Consider the following 22404-nt stretch of genomic DNA (forward strand, 5'->3'; position numbering starts at 1 on the left):
AGGGTACTATGTTGATACAGTAGGTAAAAACGAAAAGAAAATAGCTGAATACATACGTACACAACTTCAAGGTGACATAGTAGATGATCAAATGACGTTGAAGGAGTATATTGATCCATTCACAGGAGAGAAGATGAAATAGTCCTTTAGGACTTGTAGGAAAGTACGTGCGGTTGGCGAATCTTTTCAACGCATCTTAAGATGCAGCAGGTAAAAGGCCCTTATAGGGCCAAAACAAACCACCGGCTCAGCCGGTGGTCATGATTGTTTGGTGTTATATCTCCCGAGCGAGGGCTTATACAATACCCTGCATCATCATTGCTTCTGCAACTCTCTCGAATCCAGCGATGTTAGCACCAGCTACGAGGTTCTCACCGAGGTTGTACTTAGCACAAGCTTCCTCTGTGATCTTGAAGATGTGAACCATGATGTGCTCTAGCTCAGCGTATACTCTCTCCTTGTTCCAGATGAGGTGCTCAGCGTTCTGTGCCATCTCGAGGCAAGAGCAAGCAACTCCACCAGCGTTAGCAGCCTTGGAAGGAGCAACTACGCAGCCATTGTCCATGAGGTACTGAACAGCCTCGTTAGTTGTAGGCATGTTAGCTCCCTCGATGAGGTATCTAGCTCCGTTAGCAACCATTTCCTTAGCCCAATCCATGGTGATGTCGTTCTGCATAGCGCAAGGTAGGTATAAATCAGCCTTAACTTCCCAAGGTCTCTTTCCTGGGATGAACTTAGCGTTAGGGAACTTCTCTACGTAAGGTGCGCAAACGTTCTTGCCGGAGTTACGTAGTTCAAGAAGCGTGTTGATCTTCTCTGGTGTTGTGATTCCTTCCTCGTCGAGGATGTATCCGTCTGGTCCAGAAATTGTGATTGGCTTAGCGCCTAGCTCAACTAGCTTAGTGATTGTTCCCCAAGATACGTTACCGAATCCGGAAACAACTGCAGTCTTTCCTTCTAGGGAATCACCGAAGTGCTTGAGGACCTCTCTAGCGAAGAATACGATACCAAAACCGGTAGCTTCAGTTCTTCCGTTTAGTCCGCCGTTTGTAGTTCCCTTACCAGTCCATGTTCCGTCGTATTCGTTAGTGATTCTCTTGTACTGACCCATCATGTAACCGATTTCTCTTCCGCCTACACCCATGTCTCCTGCAGGAACGTCAGTGTTAGGTCCGATGTGTCTGTAGAGCTCTGTGATGAAGCTCTGGCAGAATCTCATAACTTCTGCATCCGACTTTCCAGCTGGATCGAAGTCAGAACCACCCTTACCGCCTCCGATTGGAAGACCTGTTAGGGAATTCTTGAAGATCTGCTCGAAACCGAGGAACTTAAGGATTCCTGGGTAAACGTTAGCCTGGAATCTTAGACCGCCCTTGTATGGTCCGAGAGCGCTGTTGAACTGCACTCTGTATCCTCTGTTAACCTGAACCTCGCCGTTATCATCAACCCAAGGAACTCTGAACGAAATCATTCTTTCAGGCTCGATAAGTCTCTTTACAAGACCTGCCTTCTCGTACTCAGGGTGAGCTTCGAGAACTGGCTCGATTGATAGTAGAACTTCTTCTACGGTCTGAAGAAACTCAGGCTCGTTTGGATAGTTCTGCTTAGCGATGTCGATGTACTTTTGTGAAATATTAGCCATTTTAAACTCCTTACAAAAAATACAATATAAAAATGTATAAATTCGGGTGCGACTGCACCGCTTATTTGAATTTTAGCACTCTGATAATACGCTGTCAACGTGTATACAAAATGCATAAAGTGGTTACTCAGCATAGAAGATGCGGCAGATATTAAATATATTGACAGTTTTTTAATGTTAGATAAATATAGGGCTCTATGATAAAATTAAATGCTAACATTTTATAGAAGAAAGTTGAGAGAAATGGATCTGAGCAGACTTAACAAAGAGCAGCAAGAAGCGGTGAAACACACGGAAGGCCCACTGCTGATATTGGCAGGTGCTGGCAGTGGCAAGACTACTATGATGACACACCGTATAGCGTATATGCTGGAGCAGGGAGTGAGCCCGTACAGCATCTTAGCTGTTACATTTACTAATAAAGCTGCCGGTGAGATGAAAGATAGAATCGAGGCATTGACCGGAGGAACGCGAGGTATGTGGGTTATGACTTTTCATGCCATGTGTGTTCGCATACTCAGAAATCACGGTGATGTACTAGGATTTAACAATGGATTTTCAATATACGACGAGTCGGACAAGAAGGCACTTCTCAAGAGAATTGTCAAAGAACTCGAAATTGATGAAAAGATATATCCTGTGTCATACCTTGCGAGTGTAATCAGTTCGTGCAAGGAAGCTGAGGAAGATCCCGAGGATTATATTGAAAATAACTCGATTAACTTCAAGGCGGAGACTGTTGCGAAAGTGTATGCGAGATATATGGAAGATTTGCAGCAGAACAACGCTATGGATTTTGATGATTTGCTCTGGAATGCTATGAAGGTGTTTGAAGCGAGTGAAGAGGTACTATCGTATTATCAGAGGAGATTCCAGTACATAATGGTAGATGAGTATCAGGATACGAACTACTTGCAGTACAAGTTGGTACATGCATTAGCTGGTAAAAATCATAACTTGTGTGTGGTAGGTGATGATGACCAGTGCATATATCAGTGGCGAGGTGCTGACATCAGGAATATACTCGATTTTGAGAATGATTTTCCTGAGACCAAGGTCATCAAGATGGAGCAGAATTACAGATCCGATGCTAATATCTTAGATCTAGCGAACTCTGTAATTGCCAACAACAGGAACCGCAAGCCAAAGGCGCTGTGGACTGACCGGAAGAAAGGCAGCAAGATAACTTACCGCAGACTCGAGGATGAGCAGCGTGAAGCGTGGTATGTGGGCGGAGAAATTCAGCGTTTACATGATAACGAGGGGATTCCGTATAGTGATATGGCTATCCTTTATCGTAAGAATGCACAGTCGAGACCTTTCGAAGAAAAATTTTCATTTAGGGGCATGCCGTATAGGGTTCTCGGAGGAACGAGGTTCTATGATCGCAAGGAAATCAAGGATGTGATGGCCTACATGCATCTAGTGGAGAATCCGCGCGATGATGTCGCTATGACGAGAATTATCAATGAACCGAAGAGAGGCCTCGGGCCAAAGAGTCTCGGCGGAATAGTTTCTTATGCTAAAGCATATAAGATAAGTATATTTGAGGCGCTCAAGGAGCCTGAAGTTATCAGCTCGCTATCTAAGAAGTCAAGAGCTGCAGTTGCTAACCTAGTTTCTATGCTCGATGAACTAGGTGCTGAGCAGGAGAACATGGAGCTTTCGGATATATACGATAATCTTATCAGGCGTTCAGAATACCTGGCGGCGCTTGAAGAGGAAAACACTGTTGAGGCGGACGCTAGAATCGAGAACATCCTCGAGCTACGCTCGGTAATCATAGAATTTGAGGATAAAGCGGCAAGTGCGACTCTGACAGATGAAGAAGATGAATTTAAAGAGGAACGAGAGAGACTCAGAGCCGAGGGGTTTGATGTACAAGAACCTACATTGCTTCAGTCTTTCCTCGAGAGGATAGCTCTACTGTCAGACATAGATAACAGAGACGAAAGTGAAGATGCGGTTGTGATGATGACACTGCATAGTTCAAAGGGACTGGAGTTTCCGGTTGTGTTTATGCCAGGTATGGAGAATGGATTATTTCCTGGTTCGGCATCGATGGATGACCCCAGCAAGATGGAGGAGGAGCGTAGGCTCTGCTATGTAGGTATTACCAGAGCGATGCGAAAGCTGTATCTTACAGGTGCACAGACCAGGATGCTCTACGGCAGGACGGACTTCACGATTGAATCGGAGTTCATGCGTGAGATGAATACGGATTTACTCGATGGTGACAAGACTGTGGCCGAGAGAGCTGCTATGGCAGGTGGACTACATGGAGATGGTGGAATACTCGGAGCTAGAGAATTCAAGGGTAGATACGAAGGTAATGCGGATGGCTACGATGCCAGCTTCTCTAAGCCTTTCGATGCACTGAAATACGCCAAGAAGCAGGCATCAAAAGGCATCAGCAACGAAGGGTTTGAAGCAGGAGACAGAATTCGCCATCCTAAGTTCGGCGAAGGGCTGCTTATAGATCAAGACGCCAAGACGCTGACCATAGCCTTCGATTCCGTCGGTATCAAGAAGCTTGGCAAGGGATTCGTCAAACTGACTAAGGTCGAGTAGTGACGATAGAGATAAGGGACTTTTACAGGAACGTTCTTACTATTATTAAGAAAATTTACGAAGAGAGTTTATATAGGGGATATTATGAATCTTGACGATAAGAAGAAACGAATAGACGAGCTCATCGAAGTGCTCAACGAAGCATCTGCCGCATACTACGACGAGGCAAGCGAGATTATGAGCAATTACGAATACGATGCGCTATATGATGAATTGGAGGCGCTAGAGAAGGAGACGGGGTACGCTCCTGATAATAGCCCGACCAAGAACGTAGGTTACACGGTGCAGTCGGAGCTTCCTAAGGAAAGGCACAAAAGCCGTATGCTCAGTCTGGATAAGACGAAAAGCCGCGAGGAGCTGGCTGCTTGGCTAGGAAACCATGAGGGGCTACTATCATGGAAGCTAGACGGATTGACGGTTGTGCTGACATATGAAGGGGGAAGCCTCGTAAAGGCTGTAACACGTGGAAATGGAGACATCGGGGAGGTTATTACGCCTAATGCACTCGTGTTTGCTAACGTGCCTAGACACATCCCTTACACAGGACACGTTGTAATTCGCGGAGAGGCCGTGATTACGTACGAGGAATTTGAGAGAATCAATGCCGCGATTGACGACGCTGATGCCAAGTACAAAAATCCGCGGAACCTCTGTAGTGGTAGCGTACGTCAGCTTAACAACAAGATTACAGCTGAGAGAAATGTGCGCTTCTATGCATTTACTCTAAGTGAGTCGGACGCTGTAGAGGATGGCGGTTTTCGTTCCAACCAGATGAAGTGGATGGCGGAGCAAGGCTTTGAAGTTGTCGAATACGTGAAGGTGGATAACGAAAGCATATTTGCGGCGATAGATAAGTATGCGGAAAGAGTGCATACGTTTGAGATTCCTTCTGATGGACTAGTTCTGACCTTAGAAGATCTCGAATATGCAGCAACGCTCGGAATGACTGCTAAGTTCCCTCGCGATTCCTTGGCTTTTAAATGGGCAGATCAGCAGGCTGAGACTGTGCTTAGAGAGATGGAGTGGAGCCCGTCAAGAACTGGGCTTCTCAATCCGATAGCGATATTTGACCCGGTCGAACTTGAGGGTACGACAGTCAAGAGAGCCTCTGTTCATAACCTCAATATAATGGAAACTCTGAAACTCGGTATCGGAGATACAATCACTGTGTACAAGGCCAATATGATAATTCCGCAGATTAGCGACAATCTGACTCGCAGCGGAAACATCGAACTTCCAAGCCACTGCCCAGTCTGCGATGGCGAAACCGAGGTCAAGATGATGACAGGTACAAAGGTGCTTACTTGCGCTAATCCAAGTTGTCTTGCCAAGCAGGTAAAACGGTTTTCACTGTTCGTATCCAGAGATGCACTCAATATAGAGGGACTGTCTGAACAGACTCTTCTGAAGTTCATAGGGCTCGGATACATCAAGTCTTTCGGCGACATATTCCGTCTGGAGGCGCATAGAGAAGCCATAGTGGAACTAGAAGGATTTGGCGAAAAGTCTTACGAGAAGCTCGCAACATCAATCGAAAAGGCGCGCCACACAGTGCCGGCGAGAATACTTACAGCTATCGGAATTCCAGGAGTGGGGGTAACTACTGCTGCCCAGATTGCTAAATCATGCGAGAATAAGTGGGATAAGATATCATCGCTAACTTACGACGAGCTGATAACGATCGACGGTATCGGCGAGGTTATGGCTAGAGACTACGAAGAATTCTTTGCGGATGAGCACAATCATGCTCTGGTTATGGACCTCGTGAGTGAAATCGATATAGATGAGAGCTACGAAGCAGTTGGAACAGCGCTATCTGGTGCGGTCTTTGTGATTACAGGTAGCCTAGATCACTACAAGAGCCGAACCGAGCTCAAGAAGGAAATCGAAGCTCAAGGTGGAAAAGTAGCTGGAAGCGTGAGCAAAAATACCAGCTACCTAGTGACAAACAATCCTGAATCAGGCTCGTCAAAGAACAAGGCAGCTGCAGAACTCGGTGTAAAAATTATAACAGAAGACGAAATTCGCACGATGCTCGGATATTAGGGGGTTATCGTAAACGCCGTTTAGATATATAATAAATAGTTACAATACTAAATTTTAGAAAGCGGAGGAGGCCAATGGAAAGTACAAATCTAATTGACCAGGAACAAGCTTTCGAAGAAAGCAGAGAAAAAATCTTTGAACTCCTCGAGGAAAAGAAATATTTCCGCTGCAGAGATGAACTCCTGAAGTTCAACGCAGTTGATATCATGGAGCTCCTTGAAGAGGTTATGAGAAAGTATGACATGCAGAGTGCTGTCATACTGTTTCGCACGCTTCCAAAAGATATATCTGTTGAAGTATTTGCACACTTCGACGTTGATGATCAGGTTGAAATTATCAATATCATCACTGATCCCGAGATTAAATACATAATCGAAGAGCTGGACTTCGACGACATGATTGACGTGCTCGAAGAGCTCCCAGCTAATATTGTAGACAAGATTTTAGACAAGACACCTAAGAATGAACGTAGGCAGATAAACACCTTTCTTATGTATAAGGAGTATAGTGCCGGTTCGCTGATGACTCCGGATTACATAAATCTGCGCAAGAATATGACGAGACGTGAAGCTCTCGATCATATCCGTGATGTGGGAATGAATTCAGAGACGATTTACTCCTGCTACGTTCTAGACGGTGGCCGTAAGCTGGTCGGAGTGGTTTCCCTCAGGAGTTTGGTGCTAGCAGATGAGAACACTAAAGTTTCCGACATTATGAAAGAGGACATCATCTTCGCACACGTTGATGATGACCAAGAAGAGACATCTGAACTGTTCAAGAAGTACGGCTTCATCGCGATTCCAGTAGTTGATAACGAAGACCGGCTAGTCGGAATCATCACGTTCGACGATATCCTCGATGTAATCGAAGAAGAGAACACAGAGGACATGGAGCGTATGGGAGGTGTCATCGATAATACTGACAAAGACTATCTCGATACATCCGTTCTAATGCACGTCAAAGCGAGACTACCGTGGCTACTCGTACTCATGGTGTCGTATGTATTTACAGGCGGCATGATTGCAAGCTTTGAGAAATCCCTTTCCGCAGTAATTGCGCTCGTATCATACATGCCGATGCTGATGGGTACCGGCGGTAATTCAGGAACACAGTCATCTACTGTAATCATTACCAGTATGGCGATGGGCGATCTCGAACTCCCAGACATAGCGAGGGTTCTATGGAAAGAATTCCGTATCGGAATTATCGTCGGTATATGTGTAAGCGTGCTAAATTACATGCGAATAGTGGCGTTTGACCACAACGGATCTATGGTAGCCTTAACGGTATGCTTCTCGATGGTATTAATTGTAGTTATTGCAAAATGCATCGGTGCGATACTTCCGATGATCGCCAAGAAGATTGGAATCGACCCTGCACTTATCGCTGGACCGATGATGGCATCGCTCACCGACATGGTAGCGCTCGGAACTTACTTCTCGATGGCGAGAATAGTGCTAAAGATTTAGCATTGCTAGATCATGCATAATAGACGGAAATAGTAATAATACTAAGGACAGTTTTAACTACAGCAATAATAGCAATAACATAGAAATAAAGTTTTAAGATATTTCTATTCCAATATCAACATAATTGGCAAATTTTGTTTTCATAATTTCATTGTAGGAGGATATGGTGAATACTATCAACTATGCTGAGCTCGCTGAAAAGGCGCGCAGAATCAGAATCAACGCTCTAAAGGCAATTCATGATGCAAAGTCAGGCCATCCAGGTGGCTCTCTATCGTCGGCAGATGTTCTTGCAGCTCTGTATTTTGAGGTGCTAAATATAGATCCTAAGGATCCTAAGAAGACAGATAGAGATAAGTTTGTAATGTCGAAAGGCCATGCTGTCCCAGCACTCTATGCAGCACTAGGAGAAAGAGGCTTTTACGAATTGAGTGAAATGATGACTCTCAGACAGGTAGGAAGCAAATTCCAGGGTCATCCTAACATGCACAAGGTGCCGGGCATTGAGATGTCGACAGGCTCGCTCGGACAGGGATTTTCAGCAGCTGTAGGAATGGCTATCGCTGGTAAGATTGATAGCAATCCAGGTAGAGTATATGTGCTAGCTGGTGACGGAGAGCTTCAGGAAGGTATCGTGTGGGAAGCTGCTATGCAGGCAGCTCACAGAAAGCTCGATAACCTAGTTGCAATCGTAGACCTCAACGGGCTTCAGATTGATGGTAAGGTAAGTGACGTAAAGTGTGTATGCCCGGTAGATGAGAAATTCAAAAGCTTCGGCTGGAATGTAATCACTGTAGATGGTCATAACTATGAGGAACTAATTGTAGCATTTGCGGAAGCAAAGAAGTGCGAAGGAGTTCCAACCGCAATCGTTGCTCATACTCACAAGGGTAAGGGCGTATCATTTATGGAAGACAATGCTGGCTGGCATGGCAAGGCACCAAGCGATGAAGAGCTAGCTGCTGCGATAGAAGAACTTGGAGGTGACAACTAATGGCTGATAAGATTGCAACTAGAGATGCATACGGCAAATTCCTAGTGGAAAAGGGCAGAGAGCGCAAGGATCTTGTCGTTATGGATGCAGACCTTTCCGGTTCGACCAAGACTAAGAATTTTGCTAAGGCCTATCCTGAGAGATTCGTAAACTGTGGTATAGCTGAACAGGATTTGATGGCTGAGGCAGCAGGAATTGCACTTTCTGGTCACGTTGTGTGTGCGAGCACATTTGCGATGTTTGCAGCAGGTAGAGCTTACGAGATTATCAGAAATTCAATCGGTTATACTAATGCCAATGTAAAGGTGTGCGCAACTCACGCTGGTATTACGGTAGGTGAGGATGGTGCAAGCCACCAGACTTTCGAAGATATCGCTCTAATGAGAGAGATTCCAGGCATGGTTGTCGTAAATCCAGCGGATGCCATAAGCGCTAAGAAGATTTTACATGAAGTGGTTGACACAGCGGGGCCTGCTTACGTTAGACTTGGTAGATCCGGCGTGCCAGTGATTTACGATGAGAATTCGGATATCAAGATAGGTAAGGCAAATACACTTCGCGAAGGCAGCGATGTAACGATTATTGCTACGGGAATCATGGTAGCTGATGCGCTAGAAGCTGCTACAGAGCTTGCAAATGAGGGTGTATATGCTCGCGTAATCGACATGCACACTATCAAGCCTCTCGACGAGACTGCAATTATAAACGCAGCAAGAGAGAATGGCCCAATCGTTACGGCTGAAGAGCATTCGGTAATCGGCGGTCTCGGAAGTGCTGTTGCAGAGGTTGTGGTACAGAATCAGCCAGTTAAGATGGCGATGGTAGGACAGAAAGATACATTTGGTGAATCCGGAAAGCCCGCTGAACTCAGAGAAAAGTACGGACTTACAAAGGCTGATATCGTAAAAGCAGTTAAAGAAGTGCTTAAATAAAGACCTAATTAATAAAAAATATAGAAATTAGAAAAAATTAGCAACCCTTTTCGTGAAGTAATCTTCACAGAAGAGTTGCTTTTTCGTTTGCAAATACTGCCATTGAGGATTTATTTTGTTTTCAACTAGTAAAAAGATAACAAAATAATACGAATTTAGTACAAACTGAATTTACAATGTGATGAATAAGTGATATAGTATGAATTGTTTTAGAACATTTGGATTCGAGTCTAATGGATCCAAAAGCAAATGGCGAAACGTATTATATTAATACTTAATATATATTCGTTACTTGCAATTATAATTTTATTACTTTAGGAGGTTTTTTATGGAAACTGGTGCTAAGAAAGGTAGACCGTTTGGCTTCTATGTATGCTCTATGGGCTATACATTTGAAAGACTTTCGTTCTACACAGTAAAGTACATCCTGGCAATGTGGGTTGCCGCAGATGTACTAAGTGGCGGTCTTGGAATGGGTCAGGTTAAGGCTACTGCTATTTCTGCAGGATTCGTAGCTTGGACATATATCACACCTATGTTCGGTGGATATGTCGCTGACCGCTGGATTAAGCCTAGATGGTGTGTACTTATCGGTATGATACTGATGGGTATCGGTTACGTAATCGCGTGGAAGGCTACATCGCTTACTCTCGTATACGTAATGTTCGTATTCGTAGCTGTTGGTACAGGTCTCTTCAAGGGTAACTTGTCCGGAATTACAGGTCAGCTATTCAACAGTGCTGAACAGCTTGACTCTGCATTCTCAATTCAGTACACATTCGTTAATATCGGTTCGTTCATCGGAACAACATTCATTGCTCCACTTGCAACGACAGGAATGTTTGGCGTTCACGTAACTTACAGAACCATATTCTTGATTACAGGTATCTTCCTATTCATCGATGCTATTTGGTTCTTCGTAGTAGGAGGCAAGGCGCTTGGCGAGGCTGGTATGTCTCCATTCAAGAAGGATCAAAGAGAGTTCGTTTCTGCTGAAACTAAAGAGCATGAGGCATCAGGACCTCTAACTGCAGGAGACAAGAAGAGAGTTGCAGCTGTACTTCTCGTTATATTGTTCTCGATGGTATTCTGGATGTTGTGGTACCTTGCTTATTTCCCAGCATACTTCAGATTTGGTTGGGGAGACGGAGCTGAGTATCTAAACAAGGCTAACTGGTTTATTGGAAGCTTCAAGGTGCCTACATCATGGTTTGACTCTGTAAACGCTCTGGTTTGCGTAGTTCTCGGACCGGTACTTGCTGGCGTATGGATGAAGCTTGCTAGGAGACCTCAGGGTGATATGAGTATGTACAAGAAGACTGGTCTAGGATGCGGACTTCTTGGTCTAGCTTACTTCGTAATGGTGTTCGCTGACAGAATTGCTGGAGATAACGGACAGTGCTCCGTACTATGGATCGGTCTTGTTTGTATCATGATGTCGGTTGGAGAGATGGTATTCTCACCACTTGGAAACTCATTTATCAACAAGCTTGCACCTGCTAAGCTTCTAGGAACATGGCCAGTAGCTGTATTTATTTCGCAGTTCATCTACCCTAAGATTTACGCTTGGACTCTAACTCAAAACTTCGGTTTCGCTTACGGTCTGCTCGGTGGAATCGTAATCGCATTCGGCGTAATTCTATGGATCCTCAGCAAGAAGCTTGATGCATGGGCTGAACAGGAATAATTGTATATAATACAGATTTACAAAAGAAATCGTATATATTATGATTAAAGCGAAGGGCATATGCTCTTCGCTTTCTTATTCTTGTATCTTGTGATTTACACGAAAGTAGGCTGAATATGGAAATTAGAAGAGGGAAGAATATTGCTTGCACGATAGCTTGGGGCGTATTGCTGCTACTCGTAAGAATGGTTATGAACAGGTCGTCGTTTTTTAATATTCCATTTAAGCTTCAGCTTGTGATAGCGATATTTTTCATGATTTACGGCTTTACGCTAGCATTTTGGGAGATAAAGAATAATCGATCGCTTTTCTGGGGAGCTGGGAATTCGGTATTTAATATCGGGATGATTAATAGCTCTCTAATTGTGGGGGTTAGTGTCTTCTTCTTTGCAAGTAATGCTATATATGGACTATGTGCATTTGGAATTGAAATTACTCTCTATGTGTTTATATCTATATTCGACTGGGAATAGAGATTGTACAGAATAAATACAAAAGTGATAGTGATAAAATAAGCGCCGCTAGTTGACATATGATATGAAAATGATATCATATAGATACATAGAGGCGCTTCAATTAATTTGCACAAATCCAAGATAATGGATTTGTAGCATACAAATCTTCTAAGGAGGTTATCACTATGGATACTATCAAGAAAGTTGGATATTTAATCGTTGTAGGGCTTATCATCATGTTGATCCTTGTTGCCACTGGTGGAAATAATATACCTACGGATATGTCTTTCGGAATCGGAATACTTATATCCCTAATAGGGTTTGCGCTTGCTATATGGGAAGCGAAGACTAATAAGCCTATGTTCTACTCTTATGGCAAGAACTGGTTTGGCGGATACATCAATAACGGTGCATTTATTCTAGGTGTCTCGGCAGGATTCTTTGCAACGAAAACTATGTACGGAATTGTGGCACTTGGGATCCTGGCAGTTTTATATGTAATAATTTGTACAGTCTTCAAGAGTAAAAATGTAGAAGCAAAGTAATAAAATAATATGAATAACATGATAATGCTCACCTTGCTGGAGGTGAGCACTTTTTATACCTCGATTACTAATATTATAACGTAGTATATTAATGCATAAATATACTAAAATACTAAAATAAATACAATAAATTATTGATTTACAGATAAATTAGTGTTACCATGTTTATGTTGTTATAGAGTAAAATAGAAAGTAAGGAATCGAAATGGATGCGTATATCAAAGGTTTTCTAGTTGCATGTCAGGGAATTCCAGCAACGGTATTTGTAAGTATATTATCAGTTATCATGGGTTCGGTAGTCGGACTTCTGATTGCGCTCATGAGAACATCTAGAAATAAATTTGTTAGCTGGATTTCAAAGCTATACGTTGATATAGTAAGAGGTACGCCGATGATTGTACAGGCGCTTATCTTCGCTTACGGAGTTCCGCAGTTTATGCAGTCTCATGTATTCTACTTTAAGTGGGCGAACCTTATAATTCCGGCGATAATCGTATGTGGACTTAACAGTGCAGCATATATGTCTGAAGTAATCCGTAGTGGAATTCAGGCTGTAGATAAGGGACAGATGGAAGCAGCAAGGTCGCTCGGTATGAGCAAGGCTATGGCTATGAGACTTGTCATCATTCCGCAGGCTGTTAAGATTATACTTCCAGCGGTTGGAAATGAGTTTGTAACACTTATCAAAGAGACGTCGGTTCTGAGCTATGTAGGAGTTGTTGAGATTTTGCGTAAGGGTACACTGCTCAATGCAGCGACCTATCAGGCGTTCCCGGCATATATCGGAGTTGCTCTCGCATATCTAGTGCTCACACTACCACTATCAAAGCTTATTTCGGCTTTGGAAGAACGTGGCAAAGGTAGCAAGAAGGAATTAGAAGAAGAGAATAATAAATCAGTGCTCGAGGGAGGAGCGGCATAATGATAGAGATTAAGAAGCTGTATAAATCATACGGAAATAACGAAGTGTTAAAGGGTATAGATCAGACCGTAAGCGAGTCAGAGGTTCTCTGTATTGTGGGACCGTCGGGTTCTGGCAAATCGACGATGTTAAGATGCATCAATTTGCTCGAGGTTCCGACTTCTGGAGAGGTGTATATCGACGGTGAACTTGTTACTAACCAGAATATCAATGAAATTAGAACTAAGATGGGCATGGTATTTCAGAACTTTAACCTGTTCCCACACATGACAGTGCTTGAAAATGTGACCTGTGCCCCTATTAACGTAAAAGGTGTTAGCAAAGCAGAAGCAGAGGCAAAGGCGATAGAACTTCTAACGAGAGTTGGACTAGATAACAAAGCAAACGCATATCCGCGCTCGTTATCTGGTGGACAGCAGCAGCGTGTTGCAATCGCAAGGGCTTTGGCTATGGATCCTGAGATCATGCTCTTTGACGAACCTACATCTGCTCTAGACCCAGAGATGGTTGGAGAAGTTCTCGATGTAATGAAAGATCTCGCCAAGGAAGGTTTGGCGATGATTGTCGTTACTCACGAGATGGGTTTTGCCAAGGAAGTTGCAGATAAGGTTATCTTTATGGACGAGGGTGTAATAGTCGAACAGGGTACTCCTGAAGAGGTTCTCGTAAATCCATCAGAAGAGAGGACTAAAAACTTCTTGTCCAAGGTATTGAGTTAATAATGCGTGAAATTGCTGATATATAGTGGTTATGATTGCTTGCACAACAATATTTTGCGCTATTTAGTTTTTATGTGAAGATTTACGGTAAAACCGTTAAATTTCGGCACGGTATAGGGCTTCTATGCCGTGCTTTTGTAGTGCCTTTTGTTTATTTTTCAGCGTTTCTAGTGTATAATATTACAATCTTTTGGTGTGTCTAGGAGGTCATATGATCGAATTTAAGAATGTTACTAAGCATTATGGCAACAATGTAGGTCTAGAGAATGCGACTGTTCGTATTGAGAAGGGCGACTTCGTGTTCCTTGTAGGGCCTAGTGGTGCGGGCAAAACTACCTTTGTTAGGCTGATACTCAACGAGATTAGCACGGACAAGGGTACTATTGTAGTTGCAGGTAAGGATATAACAAGACTATCCAGGAGGGAAATTCCTGAACTGAGACAGAAGATAGGAATGGTGTTTCAGGACTTCAGACTTCTCGAGAAGAAGACTGTATATGAGAATGTCGCCTTCGCTATGGAAGTAGTTCATGCGAAGCGCAAAGATATTAGAAGGCAGGTTCCATACGTACTTGATCTCGTTGGTATTCTTGATAAGAAGGACAGATACCCTAACGAACTCAGTGCTGGTGAGCAGCAGCGTGTAGGAATTGCACGTGCGATTGTCAATAACCCAAGAGTGCTTATTGCCGATGAGCCTACTGGAAATCTCGATCCGATTACGGCTATGGAGATTATGGAAATCCTGGATAAGATTAACATTCGAGGGACCACAATACTTATGGTTACACACGCTAAAGACATTGTTGACCAGATGAACAAGCGTGTAGTTGCTATTGAAGACGGTCATATTGTCCGTGACGAACAGGGTCAGTATGGATTCTATAACGAAGAAGAGTATTACGATTACGACGAGGGGGTGGATCAATATGTTTTCTAGAGCAAAGTACACACTCAAGCAGTCGATTTCACAGATTGGTCGTAATAAGGGTATGAATATCACGGCGGTACTCGCGATTTCAGCGATGATGCTGATTCTCGGCCTATTCTTCGTATCTTTTGTAAATGTTGACCTATTCGCTAATGTTATCAAGCAGGATTACAACATCGTTGAGGTTTTTCTAAATGATGACAACACTGACGCTATCAACAACGATATCGGAAGTAAGCTCAAGTCCACCAAGGGCGTAGACAAGGTTGAGTACAGATCTAAGGCGGATGCCATTAAGATTATGAAGAAGCGTTGGGGCGACAATGGTTATCTGCTCGATAGCCTTGCGGACAACCCGCTGCCTAACTCATACTTAGTGTATGTTAAGGACAAGTCGGTTGCAGATAAGATTTCCAAGGATACGACATCTGTGTCAGGAGTTGAAGATATTAAGTATTATCAGGATACTGTTGAGAAGTTGCAGAGAATCACTAACTTCATTCAGACAGCATCGATTATCACGATGATATTCCTGATAATCGTATCGGTTATTATCGTTGCAAATACTATAAAGCTCACTGTATTTGCTCGTTCCAAAGAAATCAGTATCATGAAGTACCTCGGAGCGACGGACTGGTTTGTAAGAGGTCCATTCCTATTTGAAGGAATTATTCTTGGGTTCGTGTCGGCAACAATTTCCACGGCACTCATGTACGTGATTTATTCCAGGCTTATCGGAGTTGTGGGACCTGATATCATGAGAATGTTGTCGGTGCCAGTAGTTCCAACTAGCTACTTGATTCCTAACGTAATGCTCATATTCATTGCACTCGGAGTTGGTGTAGGTACATGTGGAAGTATCATCTCGATTAGAAGATTTTTAGATAGATAAGGAGGAGACGTATGACTAAAGTGAATAAGACAAAGTTTATAGTGGTTTTACTGCTCGCCATATTTATGGTGGTATCTGCATTTGTGACATCGATGCCGTCGTATGCAACAAGCTCATCTCAGAAGAAGAAGGAAGCAGCTGCTGCAGGTGCTAAGTCTGAAGAATTTAACGCTAAGGTTGGCGAGGCTACAAAGAAGGCAGAAGAGCTGGAGGCAAACATCAATGCTGCTCAGGCAGAAATTAACGCAACCCAGGCTAAACTCGAGGTTAAGAAGGAGGCAGTAAGCAAGCAGACAGAAGCTCTGAACTCAAGACTTAGAGCTATGTATAAGACCGGTACTGCCGGATTTATCAACGTTATCTTAAATTCAAGTAATGTCAGTGAGCTTATCACTAACGTAAGTATGGTCCAAAGAGTGCTTTCTAGTGACAAAAAACTGCTCAGTTCACTGCAGAAAGACTATAAAGAAATTGAAGAACTTCAGCAACAACAGATTAAGCAGGAGAAGGTTCTCGAACAGAATAAGAAAGAAGTCGAGGCAACTCGTGAAAAGTATAAGGGGCTTGCTGATCAATATGCTAAGCAGCAGGACCAGCTTAACGCTGAAGGAGACAAGCTAGCAGCAGAAGCAGCAGCAGCACAGGCGGCGGCGGAAGAGAAACTAAGAAATCAGCAGGCAGCACAGTCTGCGAGCCAACCATCTTCGAGCAGTTCCAGTTCCAGCAGTTCCAGCTCAAGCAGTTCCAGCTCAAGCAGTTCTAGTTCGACAAGTCGTCCAAGCACGCCGACTACTTCCAGTGGATACCAGTGGCCGGTAAGTGGTGGAACTATAACTTCGCCTTTCGGATGGAGAGTTCACCCTATATTCAAGACCAAGAAGTATCATGACGGAGTAGACGTTTCTGGACTCAGAACCGGTACACCTATAAGAGCTATAGCTAACGGACAGGTTGTTAGAGCTTCATGGTATGGTGGGTATGGAAACTGCGTTATGATCTATATCGGTAACGGATATACTACGCTATATGGACATATGAGTGGATATGCAGTATCAAATGGACAGTACGTAACTAAAGGACAGGTCGTTGGATATATCGGAAGTACGGGTTGGTCGACAGGTCCTCACCTACATTTCAGTTTGATTAAGAACGGAAAGTATATTAACCCAATGAGTTTATTCTAGAGTATGAATACAGATATTTTTAAGAGCACCCCGGTGCTAAACGAACTATTAAGAATAAGAGGGATTGATGGAGAAGCGGAACTCGTAGAGTTCCTCTCTCCAAATCCTAAGCTCGCATATGATCCATTCCTGCTAGCAAATATGCATGCGGGGGTGGATTTGTTGTTAGATGCTATATACAGTGGATCCAAAATCGTTATATATGGTGACTACGACTGCGACGGTGTAACTTCAACCGCTCTACTTATGAAGGTTATTGGTTCTCTAACAGAAAATGTTGCGTATTATATACCCTCTAGACTTGATGAAGGGTATGGACTGAACAAGTCTGCTATAGATCAGATATACCAGGATGAAGGAGAAGTTATCGTCACGGTTGACTGCGGCTCTGTATCGGCGGAAGAAGTCGCATATGCAAATAGCCTCGGTATCGAGACTATTGTGACAGATCACCATACTATTAAAGATGTAGTTGCGCCAGGAATCGTTATTAATCCAAAGGCTCCTGGCGACACATATCCATTCAAAGGGCTCGCTGGAGTCGGGGTGGCATATAAACTTGCACTTGCACTAAGTCGCAACTGCGAAATACCTCGTAGTCTCATCACCGAAGTTCTCGAGCTCGTTGCAGTCGGAACTATCGGCGATGTGATGCCACTCATAGATGAGAATCGCTCGCTAGTAAAATACGGATTAAGACTCATGAGACTCGGCTTTAAGAATAAGGGGCTAAGAAGGCTCACGGAGCTATCAGGTGTAGATTATAACAATATTACTTCTACGAATGTTGCTTTTTCGCTAGTTCCTAGGATTAATGCTGCAGGTAGACTAGGAGATGCATCTCTAGGAGTTAGGGTTCTGCTATCCGAAGATGACGACGAAATTGAAAGCCTGTGCACTAAACTTATGGAGACTAATGCTAAGCGTAGAGAGCTACAACGGGAGGCTTATGAAAACTGTATAAGCCTTGCTGACAGTGAGCTAAAAAAGGGCGACTTCATTATGATTGAGGCTGAACATGCACATGAGGGCATACTCGGTATAGTGGCAGGAAACCTCAAGGAGCGATACAATAGGCCGGTTGTCATAGTTTCTCCTAATGATGGGCAGTTAAAGGGAACTGGTCGTTCCATTGAAGGCGTTGACCTCTATGCACTCTTGAATCGTCATTCAGATTTCTTTGTTAAATTCGGTGGACACAAGGCCGCATGCGGTTTTACGATGAAGGAGGAGAAACTTGACAAGCTTAGGGCTGCGTTAAATGAAGATGTGGAGGGACTACTTGCGGATAACGAATCGCTATTTGACAGGACAATCGATGCTGATTTAGATATATTTGTTCCGGATGTAAGCATAGAGCTTGCGAAGGCGCTCGAGTTATTTGCGCCATTTGGGGCAGGAAATCCAGAACCGGTATTTAAGTTCAAGAATGCTCAAGTATTAGATTGGAAGTTCTTATCGGATAATAAGCATGCGAGATTTTCTGTGATGCAGAGAGGAAGTGCCGTGCAATGCATACTGTTCAATAAGGCGATGGATGTCTATGAACGCATCACTGGCAATAAACCGCTAACTGTATATGGAACTATGGATATAAATAGGTGGAAGGACAGGGAGAATGTTCAAATCAGAGTCCTCGATGTTGAAGAGGCATAGAACATCAATACTCGCATTTGCCGCAGGTTTTGGATCTGCGGTGATTTGTGCTGTTGTCATTATGCATGTGGTGCTTGATGGCAGGCTGATATCTCGGTATAGGCTCGACCAGTATGAAGCTATTAATGATGAGTTTGGAAAGTACTACGAGATGCAGAAGATTATAAGCAACAAATCGTATTACAAGCAGGATGATGATGACATAGACAAAGCCATCGCAAGTGGGATCCTCAAAACTGTAGACGACAAATATGCAGAATATATGACGGAGAAGGAGTACGAAGCTTTTGAGCGCAGATATTTAACGTCGTATTCTGGTGTTGGCGTGGCTCTTAAGCTAGATGAAAATGATAAAATCGTGGTGAATAGGGTGCTCTCGGGCAGCGATGCTGAGCGTTTAGGGATAACAGCAGGAGATGTACTGCTCAAAATTGACGGTAAAAACGTTAAGAGCCTAGATGATGCAGCGAAACTCATGAATGATCATGAAGAAAATGACGTGGAATTTACCATCTCCCGCGGGGGGGTGATTAAGAAGTATAAGCTGACACGCTCTAAAGTTGAAGACGATGGAGTGGCATATGAGGTGAAGGATTCATCTAAAAATATCGGCTATATCCGGATCAACACCTTTAGAAAAGGCACGGCTAAGTCGTTTAAGAATGCAGTGGAAGCGCTCAAAGTAAAGGATTGTAACAAAATAATCATCGATGTTCGTGGAAATACCGGTGGTGTGGTCGAAGAAGCTTTTGGATCAGCGGATAAAGTTTTAAAGAAAGCGAAACTCGGAAAAATAGTTTCCAAGAACAAGACTAAGACATACACTTCCGACGAGAAGTCAGCTGACGTAAAGCTCATAGTTCTTGTAGACCAAGATACAGCTAGTGCGGCAGAGATATTTGCGGCTGTATTAAAGACAAATGGCGTGAAAATAATCGGAGCCAAGACGTATGGGAAAGGCGTAATTCAGACGGTATTTAAAATCAAGGATGGTTCCGTGGTGAAACTGACTACTGCCGAGTATATTGATCCGAATGGAAAAAAGATAAATGAAAAAGGTGTAATGCCTAATGTGGAGGCTGCATCCGGTGAGGCGGCGATGAAAGAAGCTATGAAATTATTTGAGAGCAAGTAGGAGGCTCCCTATGTATTTATTCTATACAAATGAATACGAGAGGGATTCCTCGAATAGTAGAGAACTGCTTGCAAGGAGTATTAGAAAGCTTGTCGAGAGTGGTAACAACCTAGATGTTGCCCCTGAAATAGCTGTACTTACAGATGAGGAGCTCCGAGGGTATATATCTGATAATATAGAGCTAACTAAAAATGGAAAGCCTAGTATTACTGGTGTTCCAGACTATTCGATCTCTCATAGCGAGAATACTTGGGCAATCATTTTTTCAGATACACCATGCGGACTCGATATACAGTATAATAGAAAAGCAAAGCTCGAGAAGATTGCTACAAAGTTCTATCAGGAAGATGAACAGGAGAGTGTAAATAAACTAGGAATAGATGAGTTCTTTCGTATATGGTCTAGGAGAGAGGCGCTTATAAAAGCTGTCGGAAGTTCTGTTTTCTACGATGCTCCGGGCACAATGGGGGAAAGCGCTGTATATGGAGGCTCTCTGTGGCGTATTTATGATATTTCGCTAGACATTGAGATTGATAGTGTTGATAATGCGGATACTACCTTGAGTGATGGTCAGCACAAGAGAGAGAGGCTTCCACACGCAGCAGTTGCAGTAAGGGATGACTCTGTATTTGGAGGAACTAAGGATCTGCAGTTAGCTAGAATTGATATATAGCCATGGATAATATATTCATGGCGAAGGCGTGCCGCAGTAAGGCGCAGTATGTAAAATATACCGATAGGAGTATATAAGGATATGGGCAAGAAACGTGGTGTCGGTGACGAGGCTATGAGATACCTGTCGCACCGTATGAGAACTGAACAGGAAATGCGTCAGCACCTTAAGGCGAAGGAATATGAGGACTCCGAGATTGAGGGCGCAATTGATGACCTTAAAGCTCACCACTACATAGATGACTATGAGTATGCGCTTGCTTTCTACAGGAATTCCTTCGAGAAGTTGAGGGGCGGTATGAGAGCGAAGCGTGAACTCGAACAGAAGGGTATCGATACTCTTACTGCTGATAATGCCTTAGAAGATTATAAGTACGAAGCGGGCATAGACGAGCTTGCAAATGCTAGGCGAATAGCAATGCAGATTATATATGGTTCAGACGTAACGAATGGGTATGGGGAATCAGTAATAAGCGTTCTGCTTGATGCTTCAGCTGACGAAGAAGCGGAGTATCTGGATGAACATAAGATAGCATCGGTGGCTAGAAAACTTGAAAATAGGGGATATACCAGCGAGGTTATATATAAGGTGATTTCGGAGATGCGTAGCTGGAAGGTTAAAACGAAAAGGTAAAACAATAAATATATGAATATTATTATGATATTGTTATTAATTATGTGTCTGGGATCGATGCTCATGAGCATCTTCGTTCTGATGCGCACGAAGGGCAATGAGGAACGAATGGACACGTATTTTAAGGCGTACGGCGATGCTATTGCCAAGAGTCAGATGACGATGTCCGAGCATCAGGATTTGAGACTCAAGGAGCTCAATGACAGCATGGCGAGGCTTCGTGCGGAGAATAACACGCAGATTGAGAACATACGCCATACAGTGGATGAGAAACTGCAGACGACTTTGGATACAAGGCTTACAAAGTCTTTTGGTCTAGTTAACGAAAGACTAGACCAAGTATATAGAGGTCTCGGAGAGATGCAGTCCGTCGCACAGGGAGTTGGTGACCTCAGAAAGATACTATCTAACGTAAAGACTCGCGGCATACTCGGCGAAGTGCAGCTGGGCTCTATTCTGGATCAGATGCTTCCACCTAGCCACTACGTTAAGAATGCGAGGCTTAAGGAGAACAGCAGGGAGAATGTCGAGTTTGCGATTAGACTTCCTGGAACTGATGAACACGACGTGTTTCTTCCTATCGATGCGAAGTTTCCTGGCGATGCTTATAACACACTACTTGAGGCATATGATCTAGGTGAGAAAGAGTCGATTGCTGAGGCTAAGAAGAAACTCATGAATAGAATTGAGAGTGAAGCTAAAGATATCAACTCGAAGTATATCAATCCACCGGTTACAACGGATTTTGCAATACTCTTCTTGCCGTTCGAAGGACTGTATTCTGAAGCGATTAATGCCGGCCTCATCGAACCATTACAGAGAAAGTACAAGGTAACTATTGCCGGACCGACCACGATGGCAGCACTTCTTAACAGCCTTCAGATGGGCTTTAGCACTTTAGCGATAGAGAAGAAGAGTAGCGAAGTGTGGGAGCTACTTCACGTTGTGCAGAAGGAATTTGAGAGATTTGAAGTGGTTCTAGCCAAAACGCAAGGACACTTAAAGCAAGCTAGTGATGATATCGATGAGCTGACAGGCGTGCGCATGCGTCAGATGAAGAGGGCGCTGCAGAAAGTTAATAATATTGAAGGCGAAGAGGAATAAGTATGAAAATATACGCCATTGCGGATCTTCATCTTTCCTTTGATGAGAGAATAGATAAGCCGATGGACGTCTTTGGAGCTGGCTGGGGAGACCATGCAGAACGAGTTAAGGCTGCTTGGACCGAACTGGTTACGGACGATGACGTTGTAATAATTGCAGGAGATATTTCGTGGGGGCTTAAGCTTGATGAGGCTATGGCTGACCTGGACTGGAT

At 43.6% G+C, this 22404-nt stretch carries 19 protein-coding genes and 2 pseudogenes; 20 read left to right on the forward strand and 1 reads right to left on the reverse strand.

What is annotated here, in order from left to right; translation table 11 throughout:
* A pseudogene (locus tag AXF17_RS03705) lies at nucleotides 1-142 on the forward strand (IS200/IS605 family transposase); the annotation flags it as partial.
* 153 nt (nucleotides 143-295) lie between these two features.
* Here AXF17_RS03705 and gdhA read toward each other — a convergent pair.
* On the reverse strand, nucleotides 296-1642 hold the full coding sequence (gene gdhA, locus AXF17_RS03710) for an NADP-specific glutamate dehydrogenase (protein ID WP_094233860.1): 1347 nt from the start codon (nucleotides 1640-1642) through the stop codon (nucleotides 296-298).
* Nucleotides 1643-1885: 243 nt separating this feature from the next.
* On the opposite strand from gdhA, the gene AXF17_RS03715 reads away from it, so the two are divergent.
* From AXF17_RS03715 to AXF17_RS09460, 19 genes and pseudogenes are all read left to right on the forward strand, one after another.
* Nucleotides 1886-4213: an ATP-dependent helicase gene (locus AXF17_RS03715; protein WP_094233861.1), complete on the forward strand. Its 2328-nt coding sequence runs from the start codon at nucleotides 1886-1888 to the stop codon at nucleotides 4211-4213.
* Nucleotides 4214-4297: 84 nt separating this feature from the next.
* Nucleotides 4298-6259 (forward strand): NAD-dependent DNA ligase LigA, encoded by a 1962-nt coding sequence (gene ligA / locus AXF17_RS03720; RefSeq protein ID WP_094233862.1) that lies wholly within the window; start codon nucleotides 4298-4300, stop codon nucleotides 6257-6259.
* Between the two features lie 74 nt (nucleotides 6260-6333).
* Complete coding sequence (mgtE, locus tag AXF17_RS03725) at nucleotides 6334-7728, forward strand: magnesium transporter (RefSeq protein WP_094233863.1); 1395 nt, start codon at nucleotides 6334-6336, stop codon at nucleotides 7726-7728.
* A 163-nt stretch (nucleotides 7729-7891) separates the two neighbouring features.
* A complete protein-coding gene (locus AXF17_RS03730) occupies nucleotides 7892-8722 on the forward strand; it encodes a transketolase (RefSeq protein ID WP_094233864.1) in 831 nt (276 codons plus the stop codon).
* Nucleotides 8722-9654, forward strand: a complete 933-nt coding sequence (locus AXF17_RS03735; RefSeq protein ID WP_094233865.1) for a transketolase family protein — start codon at nucleotides 8722-8724, stop codon at nucleotides 9652-9654. Before AXF17_RS03730 ends, AXF17_RS03735 begins: the two co-directional genes overlap by 1 nt.
* A gap of 328 nt (nucleotides 9655-9982) precedes the next feature.
* Nucleotides 9983-11341, forward strand: a complete 1359-nt coding sequence (locus AXF17_RS03740) for a peptide MFS transporter (protein WP_094233866.1) — start codon at nucleotides 9983-9985, stop codon at nucleotides 11339-11341.
* 116 nt (nucleotides 11342-11457) lie between these two features.
* Complete coding sequence (locus AXF17_RS03745) at nucleotides 11458-11814, forward strand: hypothetical protein (RefSeq protein ID WP_094233867.1); 357 nt, start codon at nucleotides 11458-11460, stop codon at nucleotides 11812-11814.
* Nucleotides 11815-11981: 167 nt separating this feature from the next.
* Complete coding sequence (locus AXF17_RS03750) at nucleotides 11982-12341, forward strand: hypothetical protein (protein WP_094233868.1); 360 nt, start codon at nucleotides 11982-11984, stop codon at nucleotides 12339-12341.
* Between the two features lie 205 nt (nucleotides 12342-12546).
* On the forward strand, nucleotides 12547-13263 hold the full coding sequence (locus tag AXF17_RS03755) for an amino acid ABC transporter permease (protein ID WP_094233869.1): 717 nt from the start codon (nucleotides 12547-12549) through the stop codon (nucleotides 13261-13263).
* Entirely contained in the window at nucleotides 13263-13982 is a 720-nt protein-coding gene (locus AXF17_RS03760) for an amino acid ABC transporter ATP-binding protein (protein WP_094233870.1), read from the forward strand. Before AXF17_RS03755 ends, AXF17_RS03760 begins: the two co-directional genes overlap by 1 nt.
* Nucleotides 13983-14193: 211 nt before the next feature.
* A complete protein-coding gene (ftsE, locus tag AXF17_RS03765; protein ID WP_094233871.1) occupies nucleotides 14194-14922 on the forward strand; it encodes a cell division ATP-binding protein FtsE in 729 nt (242 codons plus the stop codon).
* Entirely contained in the window at nucleotides 14912-15805 is an 894-nt protein-coding gene (gene ftsX, locus AXF17_RS03770; RefSeq protein WP_094233872.1) for a permease-like cell division protein FtsX, read from the forward strand. Before ftsE ends, ftsX begins: the two co-directional genes overlap by 11 nt.
* An 11-nt stretch (nucleotides 15806-15816) precedes the next feature.
* The gene (locus tag AXF17_RS03775; RefSeq protein WP_094233873.1) at nucleotides 15817-16989 is read left to right on the forward strand and encodes a murein hydrolase activator EnvC family protein; all 1173 of its coding nucleotides are present in this window, start codon (nucleotides 15817-15819) and stop codon (nucleotides 16987-16989) included.
* Nucleotides 16990-17022: 33 nt separating this feature from the next.
* Entirely contained in the window at nucleotides 17023-18645 is a 1623-nt protein-coding gene (recJ, locus tag AXF17_RS03780) for a single-stranded-DNA-specific exonuclease RecJ (protein ID WP_207651582.1), read from the forward strand.
* On the forward strand, nucleotides 18608-19780 hold the full coding sequence (locus AXF17_RS03785) for a S41 family peptidase (protein WP_094233875.1): 1173 nt from the start codon (nucleotides 18608-18610) through the stop codon (nucleotides 19778-19780). The genes recJ and AXF17_RS03785 overlap by 38 nt, the downstream gene beginning before the upstream one ends.
* A 10-nt stretch (nucleotides 19781-19790) precedes the next feature.
* On the forward strand, nucleotides 19791-20453 hold the full coding sequence (locus AXF17_RS03790; protein ID WP_094233876.1) for a 4'-phosphopantetheinyl transferase family protein: 663 nt from the start codon (nucleotides 19791-19793) through the stop codon (nucleotides 20451-20453).
* A gap of 81 nt (nucleotides 20454-20534) precedes the next feature.
* The gene (locus AXF17_RS03795) at nucleotides 20535-21086 is read left to right on the forward strand and encodes a regulatory protein RecX (RefSeq protein WP_094233877.1); all 552 of its coding nucleotides are present in this window, start codon (nucleotides 20535-20537) and stop codon (nucleotides 21084-21086) included.
* 108 nt (nucleotides 21087-21194) lie between these two features.
* Entirely contained in the window at nucleotides 21195-22190 is a 996-nt protein-coding gene (locus AXF17_RS03800) for a DNA recombination protein RmuC (protein ID WP_237049080.1), read from the forward strand.
* Nucleotides 22191-22192: 2 nt separating this feature from the next.
* Nucleotides 22193-22404 (forward strand): annotated as a pseudogene (locus AXF17_RS09460) (metallophosphoesterase); the annotation flags it as partial.

Origin of the sequence: Mogibacterium pumilum (assembly GCF_002243385.1) — a bacterium.
In the GTDB taxonomy this organism is placed as follows: domain Bacteria; phylum Bacillota; class Clostridia; order Peptostreptococcales; family Anaerovoracaceae; genus Mogibacterium; species Mogibacterium pumilum.